At 36.3% G+C, this 20,192-nt stretch carries 16 protein-coding genes; 3 read left to right on the plus strand and 13 right to left on the minus strand.

What is annotated here, in order from left to right; genetic code table 11:
- Positions 1–5: 5 nt before the first annotated feature.
- Together HNP36_RS12700 and HNP36_RS12705 are read left to right on the plus strand one after the other, a co-directional pair.
- Positions 6–581, plus strand: a complete 576-nt coding sequence (locus HNP36_RS12700; RefSeq protein ID WP_184164034.1) for a hypothetical protein — start codon at positions 6–8, stop codon at positions 579–581.
- Positions 571–1,722: a hypothetical protein gene (locus tag HNP36_RS12705; RefSeq protein WP_184164037.1), complete on the plus strand. Its 1,152-nt coding sequence runs from the start codon at positions 571–573 to the stop codon at positions 1,720–1,722. The genes HNP36_RS12700 and HNP36_RS12705 overlap by 11 nt, the downstream gene beginning before the upstream one ends.
- A gap of 2 nt (positions 1,723–1,724) precedes the next feature.
- Here the strand turns inward: HNP36_RS12705 and HNP36_RS12710 are convergent, their stop codons facing one another.
- The 13 genes from HNP36_RS12710 to HNP36_RS12770 all read right to left on the minus strand — a co-directional run bounded on the left by HNP36_RS12710 (position 1,725) and on the right by HNP36_RS12770 (position 18,176).
- Entirely contained in the window at positions 1,725–2,156 is a 432-nt protein-coding gene (locus tag HNP36_RS12710) for a nucleoside deaminase (protein WP_184164041.1), read from the minus strand.
- A gap of 2 nt (positions 2,157–2,158) precedes the next feature.
- The gene (locus HNP36_RS12715; protein WP_184164044.1) at positions 2,159–2,674 is read right to left on the minus strand and encodes an energy transducer TonB; all 516 of its coding nucleotides are present in this window, start codon (positions 2,672–2,674) and stop codon (positions 2,159–2,161) included.
- Positions 2,675–2,837: 163 nt separating this feature from the next.
- Positions 2,838–3,758, minus strand: coding sequence for a helix-turn-helix transcriptional regulator (locus tag HNP36_RS12720; RefSeq protein WP_184164047.1), 921 nt, complete (start codon positions 3,756–3,758; stop codon positions 2,838–2,840).
- Between the two features lie 284 nt (positions 3,759–4,042).
- Complete coding sequence (locus tag HNP36_RS12725; protein WP_184164050.1) at positions 4,043–4,501, minus strand: hypothetical protein; 459 nt, start codon at positions 4,499–4,501, stop codon at positions 4,043–4,045.
- Entirely contained in the window at positions 4,498–6,849 is a 2,352-nt protein-coding gene (locus HNP36_RS12730; RefSeq protein ID WP_184164053.1) for a hypothetical protein, read from the minus strand. Before HNP36_RS12730 ends, HNP36_RS12725 begins: the two co-directional genes overlap by 4 nt.
- A gap of 71 nt (positions 6,850–6,920) precedes the next feature.
- Positions 6,921–10,775, minus strand: a complete 3,855-nt coding sequence (locus HNP36_RS12735) for a hypothetical protein (protein ID WP_184164057.1) — start codon at positions 10,773–10,775, stop codon at positions 6,921–6,923.
- 24 nt (positions 10,776–10,799) lie between these two features.
- Positions 10,800–13,100: a hypothetical protein gene (locus HNP36_RS12740; protein WP_184164060.1), complete on the minus strand. Its 2,301-nt coding sequence runs from the start codon at positions 13,098–13,100 to the stop codon at positions 10,800–10,802.
- Positions 13,101–13,115: 15 nt separating this feature from the next.
- Positions 13,116–14,474, minus strand: a complete 1,359-nt coding sequence (locus HNP36_RS12745; RefSeq protein WP_184164063.1) for a leucine-rich repeat domain-containing protein — start codon at positions 14,472–14,474, stop codon at positions 13,116–13,118.
- Between the two features lie 7 nt (positions 14,475–14,481).
- Positions 14,482–15,114, minus strand: coding sequence for a leucine-rich repeat domain-containing protein (locus tag HNP36_RS12750; RefSeq protein WP_184164066.1), 633 nt, complete (start codon positions 15,112–15,114; stop codon positions 14,482–14,484).
- A gap of 9 nt (positions 15,115–15,123) precedes the next feature.
- A complete protein-coding gene (locus HNP36_RS12755) occupies positions 15,124–15,759 on the minus strand; it encodes a leucine-rich repeat domain-containing protein (RefSeq protein ID WP_184164069.1) in 636 nt (211 codons plus the stop codon).
- 284 nt (positions 15,760–16,043) lie between these two features.
- Positions 16,044–16,214, minus strand: a complete 171-nt coding sequence (locus HNP36_RS12760) for a hypothetical protein (protein WP_184164072.1) — start codon at positions 16,212–16,214, stop codon at positions 16,044–16,046.
- A 233-nt stretch (positions 16,215–16,447) separates the two neighbouring features.
- The gene (locus tag HNP36_RS12765) at positions 16,448–17,485 is read right to left on the minus strand and encodes a patatin-like phospholipase family protein (RefSeq protein WP_184164075.1); all 1,038 of its coding nucleotides are present in this window, start codon (positions 17,483–17,485) and stop codon (positions 16,448–16,450) included.
- Positions 17,486–17,675: 190 nt separating this feature from the next.
- Positions 17,676–18,176, minus strand: coding sequence for a M15 family metallopeptidase (locus HNP36_RS12770; RefSeq protein ID WP_184164077.1), 501 nt, complete (start codon positions 18,174–18,176; stop codon positions 17,676–17,678).
- Between the two features lie 273 nt (positions 18,177–18,449).
- Here HNP36_RS12770 and HNP36_RS12775 point away from each other — a divergent pair, with 273 nt between their 5' ends.
- Positions 18,450–20,033 carry a Na+/H+ antiporter gene (locus HNP36_RS12775; RefSeq protein ID WP_184164080.1) on the plus strand — a complete coding sequence of 528 codons (1,584 nt, stop codon included), beginning with the start codon at positions 18,450–18,452 and terminating at the stop codon, positions 20,031–20,033.
- The last annotated feature ends 159 nt before the right edge of the window (positions 20,034–20,192 follow it).

Genomic DNA, 20,192 nt, shown 5'->3' on the forward strand with positions numbered 1-20,192 from the left:
CCTCCATGAAAACCACCTTTAATTTTTTGGCTTTACTTATAAGCATCTCCTTTTTTTCTCAAACCAAACTCATTGCTTTTAAAAGTCATAGCGGACATTTGGAAAACTTTAATACGGCAGTTTCAGAAAATCTTTTTGATACCAATACTTCAAATCTTGGCGTAATTCCGCAGAAATTTGTGAAAGATGCCAAACTGGATTCCGTAATTATCCTCAATGAAGAAGAAAGTATTCTGGTGACCAGCTCGGCGCATAAAAGAGTACTGAAAGGAGCAACCAGGGAATGGCGGCCGGGAAGGGAAACTGTATATAATCACGGACTTTTTTCAAAGAAAAATATTGACAGCGTAAAAACGGTTCTGAAAAGAGATTACCACTTTGTTAATGATATGGATAGTGTAGTTTTTATGGAATATGACAAAGAAAGTAAATCGTATAAAAAGTTCAGACCTTCCACAGCAAAACCGGAAAAAGAAAGATCAGGAAAAACAAAAGGAGGACTTCTGCTAGGCATTTTGATGATTTCAGGAGCTTCAGGTTTTTACAGCTGGAAACGGAATAAGAAAAACAATGGGAAATAGATTTTTGCCCGGTGCGGGAATTTTTTTCCTGTTTTTTATGCTGTTTTTCCCATTGGACTTTCTTGGTGATTCTCAGAAAAAAATATCACTGTTTGTATTTGGAAATCTTACAGAAAGGATTTCAAAAGACATATTTAACACAAATAATGCAAGAATAGATTTCTCTTCCGACAGTATTTCTATGTTTGTTCTGGCGATAGTGCTGCTGATAATCTCACTTTTAATGGCTTTATTATTAAACAGGAGATATTCCCGGCAAATTCTCTTTTTTTCTAAAGAAATTGTAATTATATATCTGGCTGTAGTACTGATGAAGTATGGATTTGATAAGGTTTTTAAGACCCAGTTTTACCTCCCTGAGCCTAATATCCTGTATTCCCGGTTTGGAAACCTGGATAAAGACATCTTGTTCTGGAGCACAATGGGAACCTCCCGTTTTTACTCAATATCTACCGGAATTCTGGAGCTTTTAGCTGCCTTGATGATCCTTTTCCGTAAAACACGGGTATTGGGATTATTGGTTTCTATTGGTATCCTGATCAATATTTTATTTATCAATCTCGGGTTTGATATTTCGGTTAAATCTTTCTCCCTGATTCTTTTACTAATGGCCGTTTTTGCACTAAAAGATGAATGGCTTCAACTGTACCGGTTTTTAGTTTTAAAACAGAAAATACAGTTGGAAGAAGAAACAGAGCCGGGCACAAAAGTTCTTCCATTATGGATTTCTTTTAAGACGGCTTTTGTTGGATTATCATTAGCTGCCATACTTTTTCCTTACGTTAATGACGGGAATTATAATGATGATCTCGTAAAAAGACCCTTTCTTCACGGAGCTTTTAAAAATAGGGGTGAAAATTCAGACATCCGGTATATTTTCTTTCATAGAAAGAATTATATGATTTTGATGGATAAGGATGAGAAAATGACGGACTTTCATTATAATCAAGGCTCAAAAGATCAGCTTATTCTTGAAGATTACAGTGGCAGAAGGATGAATGTCCGTTTTTTTTACAAGAAAAAAGACAGTCTTCTTACACTCAGTTTTGGAAAATATGTGATAAACGCCAAAGAATTAAATTGGAAAAAAATGAATGCGCTGCGTCCTCTTTTCCATATTGCAATAGAAAGCCGGAAATAAAATTATCTTTTGTTTTTAAAAAACTCTTTAACAATAGATGAGCATTCATGTTCCATTATTCCTGTTACCATTTCTGTTTTAGGATGTAGAGATAGGTGCTTGTTAATAAACCCTCTCTGTTCATCTCTGGCCCCAATTACAACTTTAGAGATCTGTGACCATGAAAGGGCTCCCGAGCACATTACACAGGGCTCCATAGTTACGTAAAGCGTACAGTTAATAAGATATTTGCCTCCCAGAAAATTCGCGGCAGAGGTAATAGCCTGCATTTCTGCATGGGCAGTTACATCATTCAGTGTTTCTGTAAGATTGTGGGCTCTTGCGATGACACGGTTATTGGAAACAATTATACATCCAATGGGAACCTCATCCTTTTCCAGTGCGGCTTCTGCTTCCTGCAGCGCCATTTTCATGTAGTATTCGTCTGTAAACATTCTTAATCTTCAATTGTTAAAGTTAAAGGCAGTTTGAGATGATATCTTACGGGGTCTCCTTTTACAACAGCCGGAGAAAATTTTTCAGAAATGGAATACAGCGCAATTTCAGCCTGCCTGTTGAAGGTAAAATTGTCTCCCTGAGCATGTACATTACTGATGCTGCCATCTTTTTCAACAATAAAACCCACATTTGCTTTTACCGTTTTTGTTTCGGTATAAACCCCACCGGTATAAAAAAGATTGGCAACTTCCTGTCTCAAAATATTGAACCCACCGGGGTATTCAGCGGATCTTTCGCTGTCTGAAGTTTTAGTTATGCTATTTGTATTGTTTTCGGTTTTTTTTAGAAATTGAAGGTCTTCAAGGTTTCTTACCTTTAAAAGTGCTCCTATCATGGCTACATTTTCAATGCTGTCCATCTTTTTCATGAAGAAAAGGAAGTCATTTTTTATTCCGACTTTTTTAACGATATTGGGCTCGGCATCAAATTTCTTTTTAAACTCTGTGTTCAGCATGCTTCTATGATGGTTATAATAATTTTTAACCTGCCGGAATTCCTCCTTCTGCTGCGAAAAACAGAAAGAGAAAAGAAGAGAGCATATGCAAAGGAATAAAGCTTTCAAAAGAGTATATTTATGTAAATATAATTAAAAAATATGAGCTTTTTATCCTTTGAAATCAGCTTTCCAAATAGCGGTTCAAAGATTCCTGAAGATGGGTGCGGATATCATCAACTAAACATTTCGGTTCCAGAACGGTTACTTCTTTACCATAAGAAAGAATTTCCTGCATAAAATCGTAAGTAGGGTGGAGAAAAAACTCAAAATAGATCTCTTCCGGTGTTTCCTTGGTTTCTTTCTGAGACTGGTGAAGCGGAAAGCTTCTGATATATTCTCCCTGATGTCTGCTGCATTTCATGACAATTTTCTGCGGATTCTGTTCTGCGAGATTCATGACACCGAAAGCATTTTTAAAATGTTCTCTAAAGTTATAGTTGTATTTTTCCCGGAACTTGTTTTTGCTTACATCCAGATAGTTCACTCTGTCCAGCCCGAATGATTTCAGGGTTTTGTCTTTGGTGTCTATGGCGATCAGGTACCATCTGTCCTTCGATTCTTTTAAAGCCAGCGGATGTACTTTGCGTGAGGTCATGATCTTATTTTTGTAGTTGTAGTGCTCAAAACTCACAACTCTCTTGTTACGGATCGCAAAGAAAAGATCATAGAAATGCTCTATTCCGGTTGGTTTTCTGCTTTCAAAAAAGATAAAATCTGAAAAATCCGGATGAAGATTTAAAGCGTTGCTGACCTGGAAAGATTCCAGAAGCTTCTGGTTATATTCATCCACTTCCATGATCGGGCGGCTTTCAATATAGTATCTGTTATCACCCTTTTTCTTATTGTGAATGGAAAGGTTAAAAAGATCGGAAATTTCACGGATATCCCTCTGCAGCGTACGGATAGAATAACTCTTGATCCCCGCATCCTGGAATTCAAATGAGTTTAAAAGATAGTCCTCCAGCTGGGTATAGGTAGCCGGAGAACTTTCTAATCTTTTGATAATTAAGGCATATCTTGTCAGATAAAAATCTTTTTTCATTCGTCTGTATTTTATGTGCAGCAACGCTGCGTTTCATGGTAAAATTTTATAAGACAAATATATATGCTTAATGCGACAAAATGTGTCGTGTTTTATTTTTTCTTTTTAAGTTTTAACGCAATTTTTAAATCTTCAGTCCCTTTAATTGTTTCATCACTATACACAACAATTTTCACTTTTTTGCCTTGGGTTCGCGGATAATCTTCCAACATTACAAATTCCCGTTTACAGCTTCTACAGGTTTTGAAAATAAAAAACCGCTCAAGAAATTGAGCGGTTTAAATTTAAAAAGAAATATTATTCTTTACTCTTCTTATACTTTCATTAACTAAAGCTGTAAAATCCCAGCCATTGGGTTTTAATAACGGCTCTGATCCTCCTTTTGCAAGAAAAGGCATTAAGAGATAAACTTTAGGATCTTCATTAGTTTCGTCCAAAAGAATTACACTATACATACTATCTAATACATCAAATGCAAAAAAAGCTTTATTTAAAGTTTGCCCGGCCATTTCCATATCTTCCTTGGCATATTCTTGAAGTTTTATAATCCCATCAATGTCATCAAATCCAAAATTATTAAAATCTCCGGCTAAAAATAAAAACTCTCTAAATGCTTTTGGAAACTCTTTATTATTATTGAATTTTTGTTCAATTTGTTTAATTTTATCTAAAGAAAATCCTCTATTTACAAAATTTCTTAATTGATGATTTTCTTTTACTTGAGTCAAATATTGTATATTCATTTTATTTTTAATTTATCTTTTAACATTCTTGTACCCTCAATACTTTCGTCCGAAAATACTATAATTTTCACTTTTTTGCCTTGGGTTCGTAGATAATCTTCCAGCATAACAAATTCCCGTTTACAGCTTCCGCAGGTTTTGAAGATGTTCCTGGTTTCTATTACAAATTCATCTCCTTTATTCATATGGTTTTTCAGGAAGTTGAAAATGTACTTGATCTCGCTGTCGTATTTTCTTGGTCTGTTTGCAAAATCGACCGCTCCGTCTACAAATTTCTCGAAATTTTCCCAATCGTCCAATACATTTATTGTATTAGGCGGCAATTCAGGAGGGTCACCAAAACTTCCCAGCCATTTATCCTTATCTCCTGAAACTGAAAATTCTTCTACTTCTTCTATTAGTTTACCTTTTTTCTTTATAGTGGTTTTAAATTCGGCTTGGTTAAAACCTCTTTTCAACGCAGGGAATTCTTCTAAATATTTGAAGTAAAGTTTTTTAAGGTTATTTGGAAAGAGGAGTTTAGTTTCAATTTTTTGTTTCCAAAGTTGCTCTACTAAATCCATATTGTGGAATTTATTTCTTGTTTGCAGATATTTTTGTAATTCTTTCCATTTTGCCTGATTAAAATTTTTTCTAACATTCTTAAGTTTCTCAAATACATCTTCTATTAATTTCGTTAATGCTCCTTCTTTTCTCAGAAAGCTTATAACTTCTTGAAATCCCTTGATTATATCTTGTATGGTCTTAACAACAAATTTTGCAAATGTTCTTACTATTTTTGCTGTTCCTTTTATGAGGGCCCAGCCCAAGCGAAATATTCCTAAAATGAGCTCTGTTATTGCATTGGCAATAGCTGCTATACTTAAGCTTCCCCCACTTATTATTGTTCCAACAATGATTTCAATGATCAATGATATAATAAAGCCATAAGCATATCCAACAAAATAACCACAAGCTACTGGATCAAAAGTAAGACTAACTTCTTTTAATTTTTTATAAATAGATTTTGCAATTTCTGTAAAATCAATATCTTTGATAGACTGAATCACTTCATCAAACTGTTCCAAAAGAGTAGGGAGATATTTTTCAATATTCTGAGCAAAATCTTTACCCAACGTGATGCCGTCATAAATCATTTTTACCATTGCAAACAAGCCGGATACCGCATCTACAAGGCCATTCCATATGCCACAAAGTAAAGCGTTGTATACTTTTGTTCCATATTTCAGAATTTTCATATCTGATATGCTTTCCAAATTGGAAGCTACATTATGCATAATATAGTAAGCATCTAAATAAGCTTTATATAAGATCTCCAAAAAGCCTTTGGGCTGGTCATTATACTTAAAATCCTTTTTGATATTCAATAATAGCTTTACAAAATTGTTTTGCTCTGTAAGCATTGTTTTTAAGTGCCGACTTATCTCCGTAAAGTTTACTGTTCCGGAAACATCTTTTCCGGATGAAAGAAGAGGATTGTACTTATAATTTTCATCAATTTCTCCATTTTCCAGTCTTGCTGGTTTGGGCTGCCATCTGTTTTCCTCAAGTCTTGCTTTTTCAATAAATACTATAATTTCTTCAAGAACGGCACTGGTTGCTGCTCTCAAAGCATCATTGGTCAGAATACCAAGACTGGGGTGAATAAAAGAAATTCCACTGGAAAAAAAAGAAGCTACTTTGAAGTATGTTTTGGCGGCATTGATGCGAAAATCCTCAATATAGCCATTCGTTAAAAGACCTTTGATCTGATCGTCTGTTAATTCCGGGACTACAGCTCTGACCTCTTTGTAAATTTCTGTATTATCATATACATCATATGCCAGTCTTTTTTTTGAATTTAGGAAAGATAATACTTCCTCTGAGATTTTCATTGCTCCATAAGTTCCACTAACATTGTCTTTAGAGTTATCTTCTACGAAAATCAATATTTCTCTGCCTCTGGGCCTTGAAATTTCAAAGCATTCTTTAAGTTTTGTGGCTTCTGTAGAAGAAAATATAATGACCTTAAATGCAAAATTTTTTACATCTTTTACTCCATAATAATAAAAATCTTTTACAGTAGTTTTAATTACAGATGTTAAATCGCTTCTGTTATCAGGAATGTATGTAAAAGTGCCTTCAACAGGAGTGTCTCCATCAGGATAATATTTATTCTGTATATCTTCAGCAGACTGATTAAACAGTTTTACAGTAGCCAACGGGCTCACATTACTCATTCCTCTGATATTTTCACCCATTGTAAATGGGTTTTTTAAGGAAGGAAATGCAGGAACAACGAATTTGTTATCTACCGATAGAGCCTCGTTGCCGATATCAAACACATCTTTATATTCTGTATTTTTCATTTTAATAATTTTAAAGATTAATAAAAAAGGCAGAGTTTTTCACTCTGCCCATAAAATATGCTTCAACAGAATTATTGTAGTGCCTGCTTTAAATCAGATAAAGGAAGTGATGCAATAATTTCTTTAGGATTATCATCTGTAGTCAGTTCAAGGAATCCGTTGTTTAATTCAATATTATCTATGAACTTATCGTCTCCGGAATTCAGTTGTGAATCAACAATAGAGAATTCAGTTTCAGTCACAACATCTGAAGGAACTTCAAATTCTTCAGGGTTTTCTTTCGTAAACGGAAGTGCTGTAAGGGTTTTCAAACCTGCAGAATCCTCTTGTAGAATGTTTAAGGAAGTTGGAAGGGTAGTGATCCATGGTTTTCCTTGTTTCATGCCTACCGGCTCACGCATTTCATCTACTATACTTAGATACATAGGATCTCCGATTACCGGTACTTCACCTCCGTTCCAGATTTTTCCTGTAGACATAAAGAACTGTACAGCATCTTCAAATCCTGGTTTTACCGTAACAATTACTCTGGCCATACCTGCCTGTAGGAAGCTTCTGAATAATGGATCTGTATTTTGTGAAAGATACATCTCCTGCCATCTTTTTCTTTCTCCCCAATAATATGGATAGAAAGTATAATCCATGATACTCCATTCGAAAGCCTGTTCCATAAATTTGGCTAATGATGTATATTGTTCAAGTTCTTCACCAAGAATTACTTCAAAGTTGCTCATTTTATCACCTACAGTAAATGCTTTTCCTAAAGGAGCAATATAATTTTGCAGAAGATAGGCAATACAGTTATGTTTCAGAATTACTGATTCCATATCACGGTAGAAATTGGCAAGACCGTCTTTTTTCTCATTGGCTGCTTCAGATTCCTCTTTTGCTTTGTCATCCAGCTCCTTCTGCTTGACAAGGAAGTCAGCATAGGCTTCTTCATATGCTTTAATGATCGCATCAAAGTTTTCTTTTTTCCATGACTCAATGAATTCGTCAGAAAGCGTACAATATTTTGTCACTTTAAAAGAAGCAATATCAATATAATAAATATAAAAAGTAAGGGTAAATGTTCCTGTAGTATTGGCAGGAAAGCTTCTGTCTCCCTCATGATCAGTTAATTCACCGGTATTATTAATTTTGATCTTCCCTTTTTTACGTTTTTCTTTGTAAGAATAATGAACATTATAATGGGTACATTTATAATTTTGAGGAACTGACATTGCGACATTTCTCATTTCCCAGTCAGAAGCCCCTGAAGTATCGTCATGATACTGATCTTCAGTGATATTAGCCTGAGGCATCGATGTTAAAGTAACTCCATAGATTTCGGCCCAGTGCTGAAGCTGCTCTTTTGTTGCTGTTTTGAAATCCGGCATTTTCCATTCGCCATCTGCTTTTCTTGGATCAACCGGAGCTTTCAGCGTATCCGCTTTTACAGCTGGAGTTGCGAGGTTATGAAGTCTTGCAGGTTCAGGGATCATAAATTCAAACATGGTACGTTTACCATAGTTATAGATCTGATTTTTCATCTTTTTATCTACCCATCTGTATACACCAACTACATGTTTGTTTCCGTTTCTGTTATCAAAGCCATGAGCATTGTTTTCTTCAAACTCTTCAATAATTTTTTCAATTCTTTCTTCAGCTACTTTGGTCAGAATTCTTTCTGTGGCCTTTTCTGTAATTTCCTGGGATTTTTCCATAGCCTGTCTGGTGCTGTTCTCTTTAGAATTATGAGCTGCAAAGCTTCCTCCTACTTCAAAAGATTTTCCCATTCCACCATATCTGAAATGTGCTTCAGTATTGATATCCTGCTGTATAACGTTGGCTACTTCAGACTGCATATCATTTCTTGTCGTCGTCGTTGTATCGCTTAGTGTTTCTCTTTCTGTAGACTTTGATGTTGTGGTTTGGATTTCACTTCTTCTGAGCCTTCTTGTAGATTTTTGTTTAAACTCCTTAGCCATTACGTTTTCTATATGCGTAACTTCTCCGGGGATATAGGCATGTGTTGATTGTACGACTTTAAGGTAATCTGCAATACCAAGTCTTTTTACACCAAAGTGTTTAGGGATAAAGGTTCCGGGTTGAGGATTGGTAGTTCCTCCAGGATTTTCACCCCCTTCGCCAGGATTTTCACCTCCGGGGTTTTCTCCTCCTTCACCATCGTCCACCATCGTTTTGAATGAGAATTTTCCGGTATATTCCTGATTTCGTGCAATATCGTGTTCAACTACAGTATGTTCTCCATTCTTAAAGTATAAATTGATTTTTATTCTTGTTATACTTTTCATGAAATTTACAGTAGGAGGAAAAACTACTTTTCCATCAACAATATCAATAGCTGGAACGCTTACGTTTTGCTGTCCGTCTCCTGAGATTTCCATAATGGCAGAAGAGAGGGCTAAAGAATCACTATCGGTATTATAGTAGAAGATAATGGCATTGCTATAGGTAAAAAGTGCTTTTACGGACATTACCTTTAAATAATAAGTTCCCGAAATTTCTACGTAAGTGACCTTATTGGCTACAGGTACTAAAACACTTCCTATTTTTGCGTACTCTTGTTGCTGAATCGGTGAATTGGTAAATAATTCCTGAGTTTTAGACGATGTCAGTTCATCAAGGACTTCAAAGACTTCAATGAATGTGTCATATTCTTCAGTAATTGTAACAGGGACTTTATCAATAAGGATTTCTTTATCAGATACAAATTCAATCTTTGTAAGATCCAATTCCCCTTCTACATCATTGCCATTGTTTACAAGTGCAAAATTTTTAATGAATACTTCAAATAAATCTTCAGAAAGCTTTGCTTTAAGATCCTCAAAGTTAAGTTCATTTTTATATTCAAATTTGAATTCAGGAACACTCAGTCTTTCCAAAGCATCATATAATGCATCAATTTCTTCCTGATTGAGTCCTTCTTTATCGATCTGAGCATTGATTTTTTCAAGCATTGCATTATAAGCATCAATACCTTCCTGATTGGCACTAAGATATTGTTTGTTGGCCGTATCATATGCTTTTGCTCTAATTGTATAGAACAGTTTCTGCATTTTTTCAAGTTCGGACCTTAGCTGTACCAACCGGTCTCTTTCAAAGTTGAGAAGTGATAGGTCGGAAATTTTCTGTCCATCCACTTTAAGCTGTTGTTTAACTGCTGATGGAAGAACTGTTTCTTTTGTCACTCCACTTCCAGTCTGGGACATATTCGCCCTTAAAGATGCAGCTGGAGTTTGCCCTTCGCCTTCTAATCCATCTCCTAATAACTTCATGGGTAATACTACTCTGGCATCAAGCGCTTTAGCTTTTAAATCTGTACCATTAATTTTTGTTAGTTCTGGTGTAACCGGCAAATCTGCAACATATCCAAAGTGTAGAGCCTTTAAAATATGAACCAACGCTTCTTTTACGTAAAAATTCTCTTGAGTAACGGTTTGATAAATTAAATTATCCCATATCTGTCCAACTTTACTTTGGATGGAGCTGTTATTATATAAGCTTTTGGCTGTATTTTCATCATCGGTAGAAATAGTTTCTCTTTTAGCAATTTTTCTTCCGATATTAAGTGCCTCAGAAAGAGGGCCTTCCTCAATTTCTACTTCGCTTTGATAACCAGTGGTATTGAATTCTTTTGCTTTACGTTCCAGGGCTTGAAATTTAACGAGCGCTGAATCTCCAGGGTTGATTACTGAATCAAAGGCACTTGCTAATTCGGAAGGTTTTTGGACGAAGCCTAAATTCTGTTTTTTAGTTTCTGTTAATTGTGGGTTTCTCAAACTCACAAATCTGAAAAGTGTCTGGGACGTATTGTTTGTTGGTGCTATGCTATCTGTTTCTTTATAGTTAATAATACCTTCTCCTACTAAGGATCCTCCTACAGTAAATGCAGTTTTTGTTGGTGTATTGTTTGTTGCCATTTTAATATTTTGTTTTTTAATGATTTATTTTTTTGTGTATTCTAGGGTTAGGGTAAATGAGTTAATGACAGAATAATCATAATCAGGCTCACCCAACAGTTCAATTGTAGCTTTATCTCTTTCTACGGTGATGTAGATTTTTGTTCGCCATTGGTTACCTGCAAACGCTGTATCCAGGGCGTACCATTCTGTAAACATCTCGTTGGAAATAATGGTTTCAAGATCAGGGAATTCAGATCTGAGATCAATTTCTCCGGTTCTCGGGATTTGGTCTAAATACAGGGTTTTTTTGTAAACAGGTTTACCATTGATCCATGTTCCGCCTGTTAATTCTTCTTCACGGGTATAGGAATGCTGCTTGTCTGCATATTTCTTTTGAATAAAAGAGTTGTCATCATAATTATTACCAAAATAAACATTACTTGTTATACCTTTTGAATCAGCAAAACTTGATGTAAAATTCAACTCTCTCGCCTGAGAAATACTTAAGACAAAGGTATCTGATCCAGAACCTCCGGTACCTGTAAATCCAAAACCACCATCTTCTAGTGCAAATCTAGAGTTATAAGAAGGGCTAACGTAATTAATAAAGCTAACGCTCTCATTTAAGTGAAGATCTCCCGTTATAGGTTGGCCCGTTACGGTTCCTGTTCTAGGTATAAATCCTGAAGCGTCAACCATTCCGGATAGCTTATCCCATCCTGGGGTGCCGGTATTATTCAAATTATCAACCCAAACATAGTTTTCACCTGTATCAAGTACATTCCACACGTCACCTATCGTTTGCCCGGTTGTGGGTAAAGTTGCAAAATTCGCAACAGATCCCTGGACACGATAAGTCCTGCTTAATAATGAATTAATTTGAGTCTGGTTATAGTAATTGTTGAATACCCAGCCGCGTTGAACATAATCGTTATTACTTGTAGGGTTGTATAATTTTGCTGCTGTTATTCCTGTTGTAGGAATTATGGTGATATCATCGGCATTTGAAGCGGGTGATCCGATTTGTAAATATCCGGCATTCATTCTCACCCAACGGTCTACAAAATCCCCGGTAATTAAAGCTCTGTTTAACTGACCTTGCTGGAAACTTCCGAAATTTCCTTCAGCAGTATTTGAATATCCCGTTAATGTTTGATTACCATGGATAATTAATTTATTACCGATTGCTCCATCATTGAATCCTGCTCCTGTACCAATTAAAACATTATTATTACCTGTAACACCTGACCCGGCTGAGGCTCCAATCATAATGTTTTTATCACCTAAATTTGATTGGTTATTGGCTTTCCAGCCTATCAACGTATTAAGATTACCTGTAGTATTGGCGTAACCCGTTCCTACTCCTAAAAAAGTATTTTTAAATCCTGTGGTGGTTTTATTTCCTGATTCATCACCAATCATTGTGTTTTGGTTTCCTGTGGTTGCGTTCTCACCTGCTGCCGTGCCAATGAATACATTATATTCACCTGTCGTTAATTTGGAACCACTTAATACGCCCACTGCTGTATTCCATTTACCAGTTGTTAATTCAGAAAAAGAATAAGATCCGAATGCTATATTATTTCCGCCTGTGGTCACTTTTGGCAAAGCATTATAACCAATAGACATATTGTAATAGCCGGTCTGAGACGGGTTAATATTACCAAAGTAATGAGAATAAAGCGTTTTATTAAAATTCAATTCTCCCGCCCGGCCTGCACTGGCATTAAAAACAATAGCTTTTGTGGACGAATTATCCCTGTCTATAACTGATTGTAATGTGTCGTTTCCAGTAAAATTGGGTTTATCAATCAGATCATTATAGCTACCTGAAATACCTGCTTTATGTATTTTTACTTTTTCGGCGCCTTCCTGAACCAGTGAAACACTTCCATCTGCATTTACAGTTGGAATAATACTGAATTCCGAAAGATCAATATGAAAGACTGAGCCGTCATTTTGGGTAATTGTGATAATGTTTTGAGAGGTATTATACTGTGTATCCTGAATACCGATGTTGTTGGTTGCCAATCCGCCTAAATCTACGGATTTACTTTGCTGAACACCATTTTCGCCTGTGTAAAATACCGTGAGAATATTTCCGTTCAATTCAGGGCTCTGAATGGATGTTTGGGTTTCGATTTTGTCTTTCCAAAGCTGGGCATCTTGTGCTGTCAGGTTGGAAGCATCTACATCTGCTTTTTGAGAAAAATCGTAATCTAGTTTATCGGACGGGATTTTTTCATTTTTGTGCCAGTAGGATTCCTGCCATTCCCAGAACTGCTCCTGGACAGGAATATCTCCGTTCTCAAAAAATTGTTTTAGTTCTTGTTTTGTTTTCATTTTTTAAATTTTTGTTTAGCCCATCATATATCCTCCGGTTACTTCAACATTGGAATCAAAAGAGGATTGATAGTATCCTGTATTTTCACTCAAAGTGACGTTGGATAACTGATTGTTGATAAAGGCAAATTGATTAATATAATAAACAGTATCAGGAATGTTTACTGATGTTAGGTTGTTGTTTCTGAATGCGTTATAATCAATGATTTGTACGTTTTCAGGGATATCTACAGAGGTCAAAAGGTTATCTGCAAAAACAGATTCCTTAATAGCAGTAATACTTTTCGGAATTTTTATAGATGTTAACCTGTTGTTTTGAAATGCAAATGACTGAATACTTGCCACATTGTCCGGGATCTCTACTGATGTCAGTCTGTTATTCTGAAAAGAAGCATAGTCAATATTGTTTACATTTTCAGGAATCTTTATGAATTCCAGATGATTATCTGCGAAAACAAGACGGGGAATGTTTGTCAGATTATCAGGAAGATTTACTGATGTTAACTGGTTGTTCCTGAATGCACTGTCTCTGATGACCGTTACATTTTCCGGAATGCTTACCGAAGAAAGGAGATTATCTGCAAAAACAAATTGGTTAATAGTTTTGATGCTATCAGGAATATTTACAGACCCCAGTTTGTTGTTTTGGAAAGCACCGGCTCCAATGGATGTTACATAGCCGGAAATATCTATTGAAACTAATTGATTGCTTTGAAATGCGTAGTCTCCAATACTGGTAACACTTTTAGGAATTTCTATTGATTTTAACTGATTATATTGAAAAGTTGATGCTTCAATCTGGGTAATCGTATCAGGAATATGTGCTGAGGTGAGCTGGTTGCTGATAAAAGCTCCCGCTCCAATATGTGTAATGTTTTTAGGAATGTCTATTGAGGTCAGCTGATTATCACCGAAAGTCGCGGGCTTAATCTCCGTCATATTTTCAGAGATATTTACCGAGCTTAACCTGTTACTTTGAAAAGCACTATCTCCAATATCAGTAATATTATTTGAGATGGTTACGGATTTCAGTAAATTACGGGAAAAGGCTCCTATTCCAATACTTTTAACGCTATCGGGAATGGATACTTCCGCGATAGACATGTTGTAAGCAAAATCGTTAGGAATATTCAAAGTGCCTGGCTTTATAAAAACTTTCTTTTCTAAATAAGATTCTAAAGAGGCGGTACCTTCTTCATTTGTATCGGCATAGATATGGTTAGGGTTGGGCAGGCCATTTTCTAACCCTGTAATTTTGTTCATTTCTATTTTCTCATTTTTGTGCCAGTAAGAGTCTTGCCAGCCCCAAAAATGCTCCTGCGTAGGCTTATCTCCGTCTTCGAAGTAGAGCCTTAATTCTTCTTTTGTTTTCATAGTATTGTTATAAATCTACATAGCGTAGTATTGTTGCTGTTTCCGGAATACCGGCATTACTTAAATCTAATCCATCGGGTGCGGATACGGTTTTAAGTGCAGGAATATAGAATGCGCTTTGTCCTACCGATTTTACTGATTTGGGAATATACAGATCGGTTAAATTTTTACATCCAAGAAGTTGGAATGACCCATCTGCAATAGTTTCTATACCATTTTCTAATACTAACTCTGATAGATCTGCAACAGTACTGTTGAATGCATGTGCTTCAATAACTTTGCATGATCCCGGAATTGTTAGAGTTCCTCTCAGGTACTGGGCACCAAAAGCATTGGCTCTGATTATCTCCAGAGACTGAGGAAATTGAATTTTTGTAACACGGTTTTGTAAGGTTAAGTTAAACCTGAAGCCTCCGATAATCTTAATGCCTTCCGGGAAAACTATAATAGAATCATTACCGGTAATTTCTGTATTATCAGTTGGAGAATATCTAAATTCCTGATAAGTGATTAAATCCAGGGCACTATTGCCAAGTTTTTCACTTTTATGCCAGTAAGAGTCCAGCCATTCCCCAAAATTTTCTTGTGTTGGCTTATCTCCGTTTTCGAAATAAAGCTTTAATTCTTCTTTTGTTTTCATCTTTTATCTTTATCTATAGGTGATTGTAGCTGTAGCAGGAATTCCTGCAATACTTAAGTCTAGGCCTGCCGGAGCAGAAACCGTTTTTAGCGACGGAATTGCAAATGAATTTTGTCCCACAGTTGTTACTGTACTGGGAATGTATAGATCTTCAACATAGGATGCTCCACGACAGTAAAATGCTTGTGACTCAATGGTTGTCAGACCTTCATTAAGAATGATTTCTTCTAATGCATCCGAACCATTAATGTTATTTCTTTGATCATAAAAAGCTTGTCCTTTAATGATTTTTAATGTCGAGGGGGTTTTGATACTCTTGATATTTTGTCCCAAAAAAGCACTGGATCCTATTTCTTCAAGTCCTTCATTAAAAATTACTTTTATGATTTGATATGACATTCCTGTAAACGTGAAGCCTGAATCAAGTATCTTTTTGGTACCTGCAGGAATAGTAAGTACTGCTGCTGAGCTAAGTAGTAATCCTTCCCCATTAAAAAATGGGACAATCTTCTCATAGTTTTCAATAGAGCTTTCAGGAATTTTTTCATCCTTGTGCCAATAAGATTCCAGCCATTCCCAGAAATTTTCCTGCATTGGCTTATCTCCGTTTTCGAATAAGAGTTTTAGTTCTTCTTTTGTTTTCATAATAAAAATTGTGTGATTTTGTTTTGATTAATTAATAGGTTATTTTTGAAGAGTATAGCTCTTCAGATTGACCTTTTTCAGTGGTTGCAGGCCAGATTTCCACGTTACAAATTACTTTTTCATAGTTTTTACAGATTTTTAGACATAGTTCTGGCTGTCCGGCATTTTGTGAATGATGAATTCAAAGGTGTTTTTGAATAATTATAGGGTGTTGTCGGGTATTGTGATTGGGTGTTTCAAAGGTAATTCCGGGCAGCGTCAGAACTTGTCGTGTTACAATTTATTTAGTATATATCTTCTTCAGGAACTGCATCCTCGAAATCTTCCCTGAAAAAACTTTCAATGTCATTGAGGTAATTCTCATAGTCCATCTCTGCATTTTCGATATCGCTCCATTCAATAGTATAGAGATCTTCATCAAAAAGTATGTCCGGGTTGTGATCTGGTGTTTCCATGTGTTGTGTTTTAAGGTTGAGGTTGTGTTTTGAACATATTTCTGGCTGTCCAGCATTGATAAATGTTGAATTCAAAGGCTTTTTAAAATTTTAATGATTGTTTTTTTTGTGTCTTTATTTATACTCCAAAAGTAGCAGGAGAAGACGACAAAACTTGACGTGTTTAAAAAACTTTTTATAAATTTTTAATATTATCTTTTAAGCTTATATTAAGTATTTATAAGGTGAAAAGCTTATATTTTATTTTTGATCAGTTTCTGTACAATCTGGTTCAGGGTTTCCCTGTTGTCATCAATATAGCTCAATCCTGCCTGGATCAGGTTTTCAATATTGGATCTTTTTACATTGTCCATCGCGGGAGAAGCATTTTTCAATGAAGGATTCAGCCGGTAATAGTTTTTCTGGTTTCGAAGTCCCAAAGTCTGAAACATCTGGCACAGCTGGTAATCTACAGTTTCTGCATTGGCAGACATCAGTATATCAATAATCGGGTTTACCCAGCCTATTTTCCCGGATTTTTCAAGTTTTTTAAATGAATAAGGTTTCGCCTCAATACCTGTTCCGATAGATACAATAATCATATCATTTACGCCGGGATTATTAGCTTTCTGATGATTTTTCAATACTTCCGCAAAAGGAATTTTTCTGGCTTCTGCGTAAGCACATAAAGCAGGATTGTTGGCAAACATACCGCCATCAATCAGGCTGAAAATCTGCCCGTACATCGATTTGATCTGTACCGGACTGAAATAAGTAGGAGCTGCCGATGTGGCCCTGCAGATATCTTTTACATAAAAATTATCTGTGCTGAGGTTGGCTTCCCAGGAATTGAAAAGCTTTGCTCTTCTGTTTTCTATGTCATAACTGGTTATTAAACATGGTTTTATAAATTCTTTAAGTTCTAAAGTTCCAAAAAAGTCATTCAAATTTTTTTCAAGAGCTTCCTGGGAAATTTTTTCATTAAGAAGGCCAAACGGATTGACCAGTTTTTCCCAAAAAGAAACCTGAAAGATGTCTCCCCCTTTTTCAGCGTATAATTCCAATCCTTTCTGGATAGAATATTTCGCTTTCCGGTGTTCATCGGGACACAGAATAATAGAAGCAATCAGTCCGCCTGTACTGCTTCCCGCAACCAGATCAAAATAATCACCGAGTTTTGCCCCCGGATTATCATGATGCTGAAGCTGCTCTTCTATGTAGCGGAGAATAATGCAGGTGATGATACCTCTTATTCCGCCCCCGTCCAAAGAAAGAATGGTTGTCTTTTTCATGTGATGTTTTGTTGGTTTTTAAAAGAAAACTTAAAGTCCTGAGACAACTGAAACCAACTTTCTGCCTTTAAAAACAGATGCTGGTTTCAGTATTGAGATCTCAGTTAACTAACATTTTCTTATAAAACAAAGGTAGGCCGGAGAAGCGACAGAACTTGTCGTATTATAATTATTTTCAAATAAAAGAGAATTAAAAAAGAATATAATTCTGCTTGTCTCTTGGCATTTTGGAAAATGTTCTCCAGCTCGTTTTTACCAGCCCTTTTTTAGTCTGAATGTTCTTTTTTTCGAAGTGGGGAAGGTCCTTGAAGGTTTTCCAGTTTCCACCCCAGTCCCAGCCATGTTTTGCGAAAATCTTCACACATTCGTACCAGTCGGCTACCTTATCATTATCCCAGTCTTTTACTGTGTCCCAGCTTGCAGTTTTTCCATCGACCATCAGGCAGATATCAACAGCAAGTCCGTAATTGTGGATGCTCTGTCCGGCCTTGGCATTGGTTACTTTTTTTCCTGCAGTGATTCTTCCTATGGCATATAATTTTTCCTGCTCTTCAAAAGATCTCAGGCCCTGTGTAATTCTTACTTTAGCCTTTCCGGTGAGGGCTTCATCGCATTCTTTGATAATTTGTTTTACTTCATCCCTTACAGAAGGGTGAAGCTTGTTTATTCTTTCTGACGTTACTTTATCCATGATTCCATTATTATTTATTTTGTAAAGCAAAAGTATAAGGTGAGGGCGACGGAACTTGACGTGTTTAATTAAAATATGTTCCTGAGATAAAACTTTCACATAATCTGATGAATAAAGGCAATGACCAGGGAATTCCATTAATCATTAAAATTAAGTTCAAATACGATCAGAAAAATTAATACAAGAAAAGCAGATTGACTGTATATTTGTAAAAAAACAGCTCATAAAAAGTTAAAAATTTAATGAAGCTGTCATAAAAAACACAATATTTCAATGCATAGTAATTTACCTTTTTTCCTGGCAATGATAGCTGCTATCGTTTTGCTGAATATGTGGGCGACCAAACTGAAAATCGCTTATCCCATTCTGTTGGTGGTATTTGGTTTGCTGGTAAGCCTTGTACCCGGACTTCCTGTTGTAAAGGTAGATCCGGATCTTATTTTCTTTATATTTTTACCGCCTTTACTTTTTGAAGCATCCTGGGCGATTTCCTTTAAAGAAATGAAAAGATGGTGGCGTATTATAGGCAGCTTTGCATTTTTGGTTGTCTTTTTTACAGCGCTTTCTGTTGCAGTGGCAGCCAATTATTTTATTCCCGGATTTACAATCGCACTTGGATTTTTACTTGGAGGAATTGTCTCTCCACCGGATGCTATAAGTACCGGAGCTATTATGAAATTTGTAAAGATCCCCAAAACCACTTCGGCCATTCTGGAAGGGGAAAGTTTACTGAATGATGCTTCATCGCTTATTATTTTCCGTTTTGCATTGATAGCGGTAGGAACCGGACAGTTTGTGTGGCAGGAAGCTTCACTGAGCTTTTTATGGATGGTTATAGGAGGGGCAGGAATAGGGCTGGCTGTCGGGTGGATTTTTGTTCAGGCACACAAAAGGCTGCCTACAGATGCTTCTTCGGATATTGCCTTAACATTTATAGAGCCTTACCTCATGTACTGGATTGCAGAACAGCTTCACAGTTCCGGTGTACTTGCCGTAGTATCCGGTGGTTTATATATGTCTACAAGACGCTTGATATTTTTGAACAGTGCCAGTAGAATAAAAGGGCACAGCGTATGGGAGAGTGTTGTATTCATATTAAACGGTATCGTTTTCTTACTCATAGGTCTTGAACTTCCTGAAATTGTCGGGGGGCTCCGTTCCGAAGGAATTCCTTTAGGTACGGCCGTTAAATACGGTGTTATGGTAACAGTTGTTCTTATTCTGGCCAGGATAATAAGTGCTTATGCTGCTATGCTGGCTACACTGGTTTTTAGGCCGGGTGTTGCTCCGCGGGCATCCACAAGAAGGAGAACTCTCATGATGCCTCTTTTTCTCGGATGGACAGGAATGCGGGGTGTAGTGTCTCTGGCTGCAGCTTTGGCTATCCCCGTTACACTTGACAACGGAATACCTTTTCCTAACAGGAACCTGATACTGTTCATCACCTTTGTTGTTATCCTGCTTACTTTACTGGTTCAGGGGCTTACGCTTCCTTATTTCATCAATAAAGGGCATGCATTTCAGGATTTTATGAATGAAGAAGAGGAAGAACAGACAAGGCTGAAAATAAAACACGAACTGAGACAGCATATTTATCATTTCCTGAAAACAAAACATGAAAACGAACTGCAGGGGCATTCCGGTATAGAAAGGATGCTGCAGCACTGGGAGGAAAAAAACAAGGTGAATGATGAAGGCTGGATGAATGAAAAGAACAAGGTAATTTTCGTTGAAATGCTCGAAAGCCAGAGACAGTATCTTTCTGAGCTTAATAAAGATATATCCATTAATGAGGAGGTCATCCGTCAGCATTTATACCAGATTGATCTGGAGGAAGAACGTTTAAAGATGATCTGATACAGCTCAATTGGGGCTAGCAAGTTATTGCGGTAATGCGACAAAACATGACGTGTTTAAAATAAATTAACTATATCATATTCAATGTGTTAAATATGATGTTAATTTTATGATAAGAAAGAATATTTACCTTTAAAAATGATAATTTTGTATTAAAAT

The sequence above is a fragment of the Chryseobacterium shigense genome (assembly GCF_014207845.1).
Taxonomy (GTDB): Bacteria; Bacteroidota; Bacteroidia; order Flavobacteriales; family Weeksellaceae; genus Chryseobacterium; species Chryseobacterium shigense_A.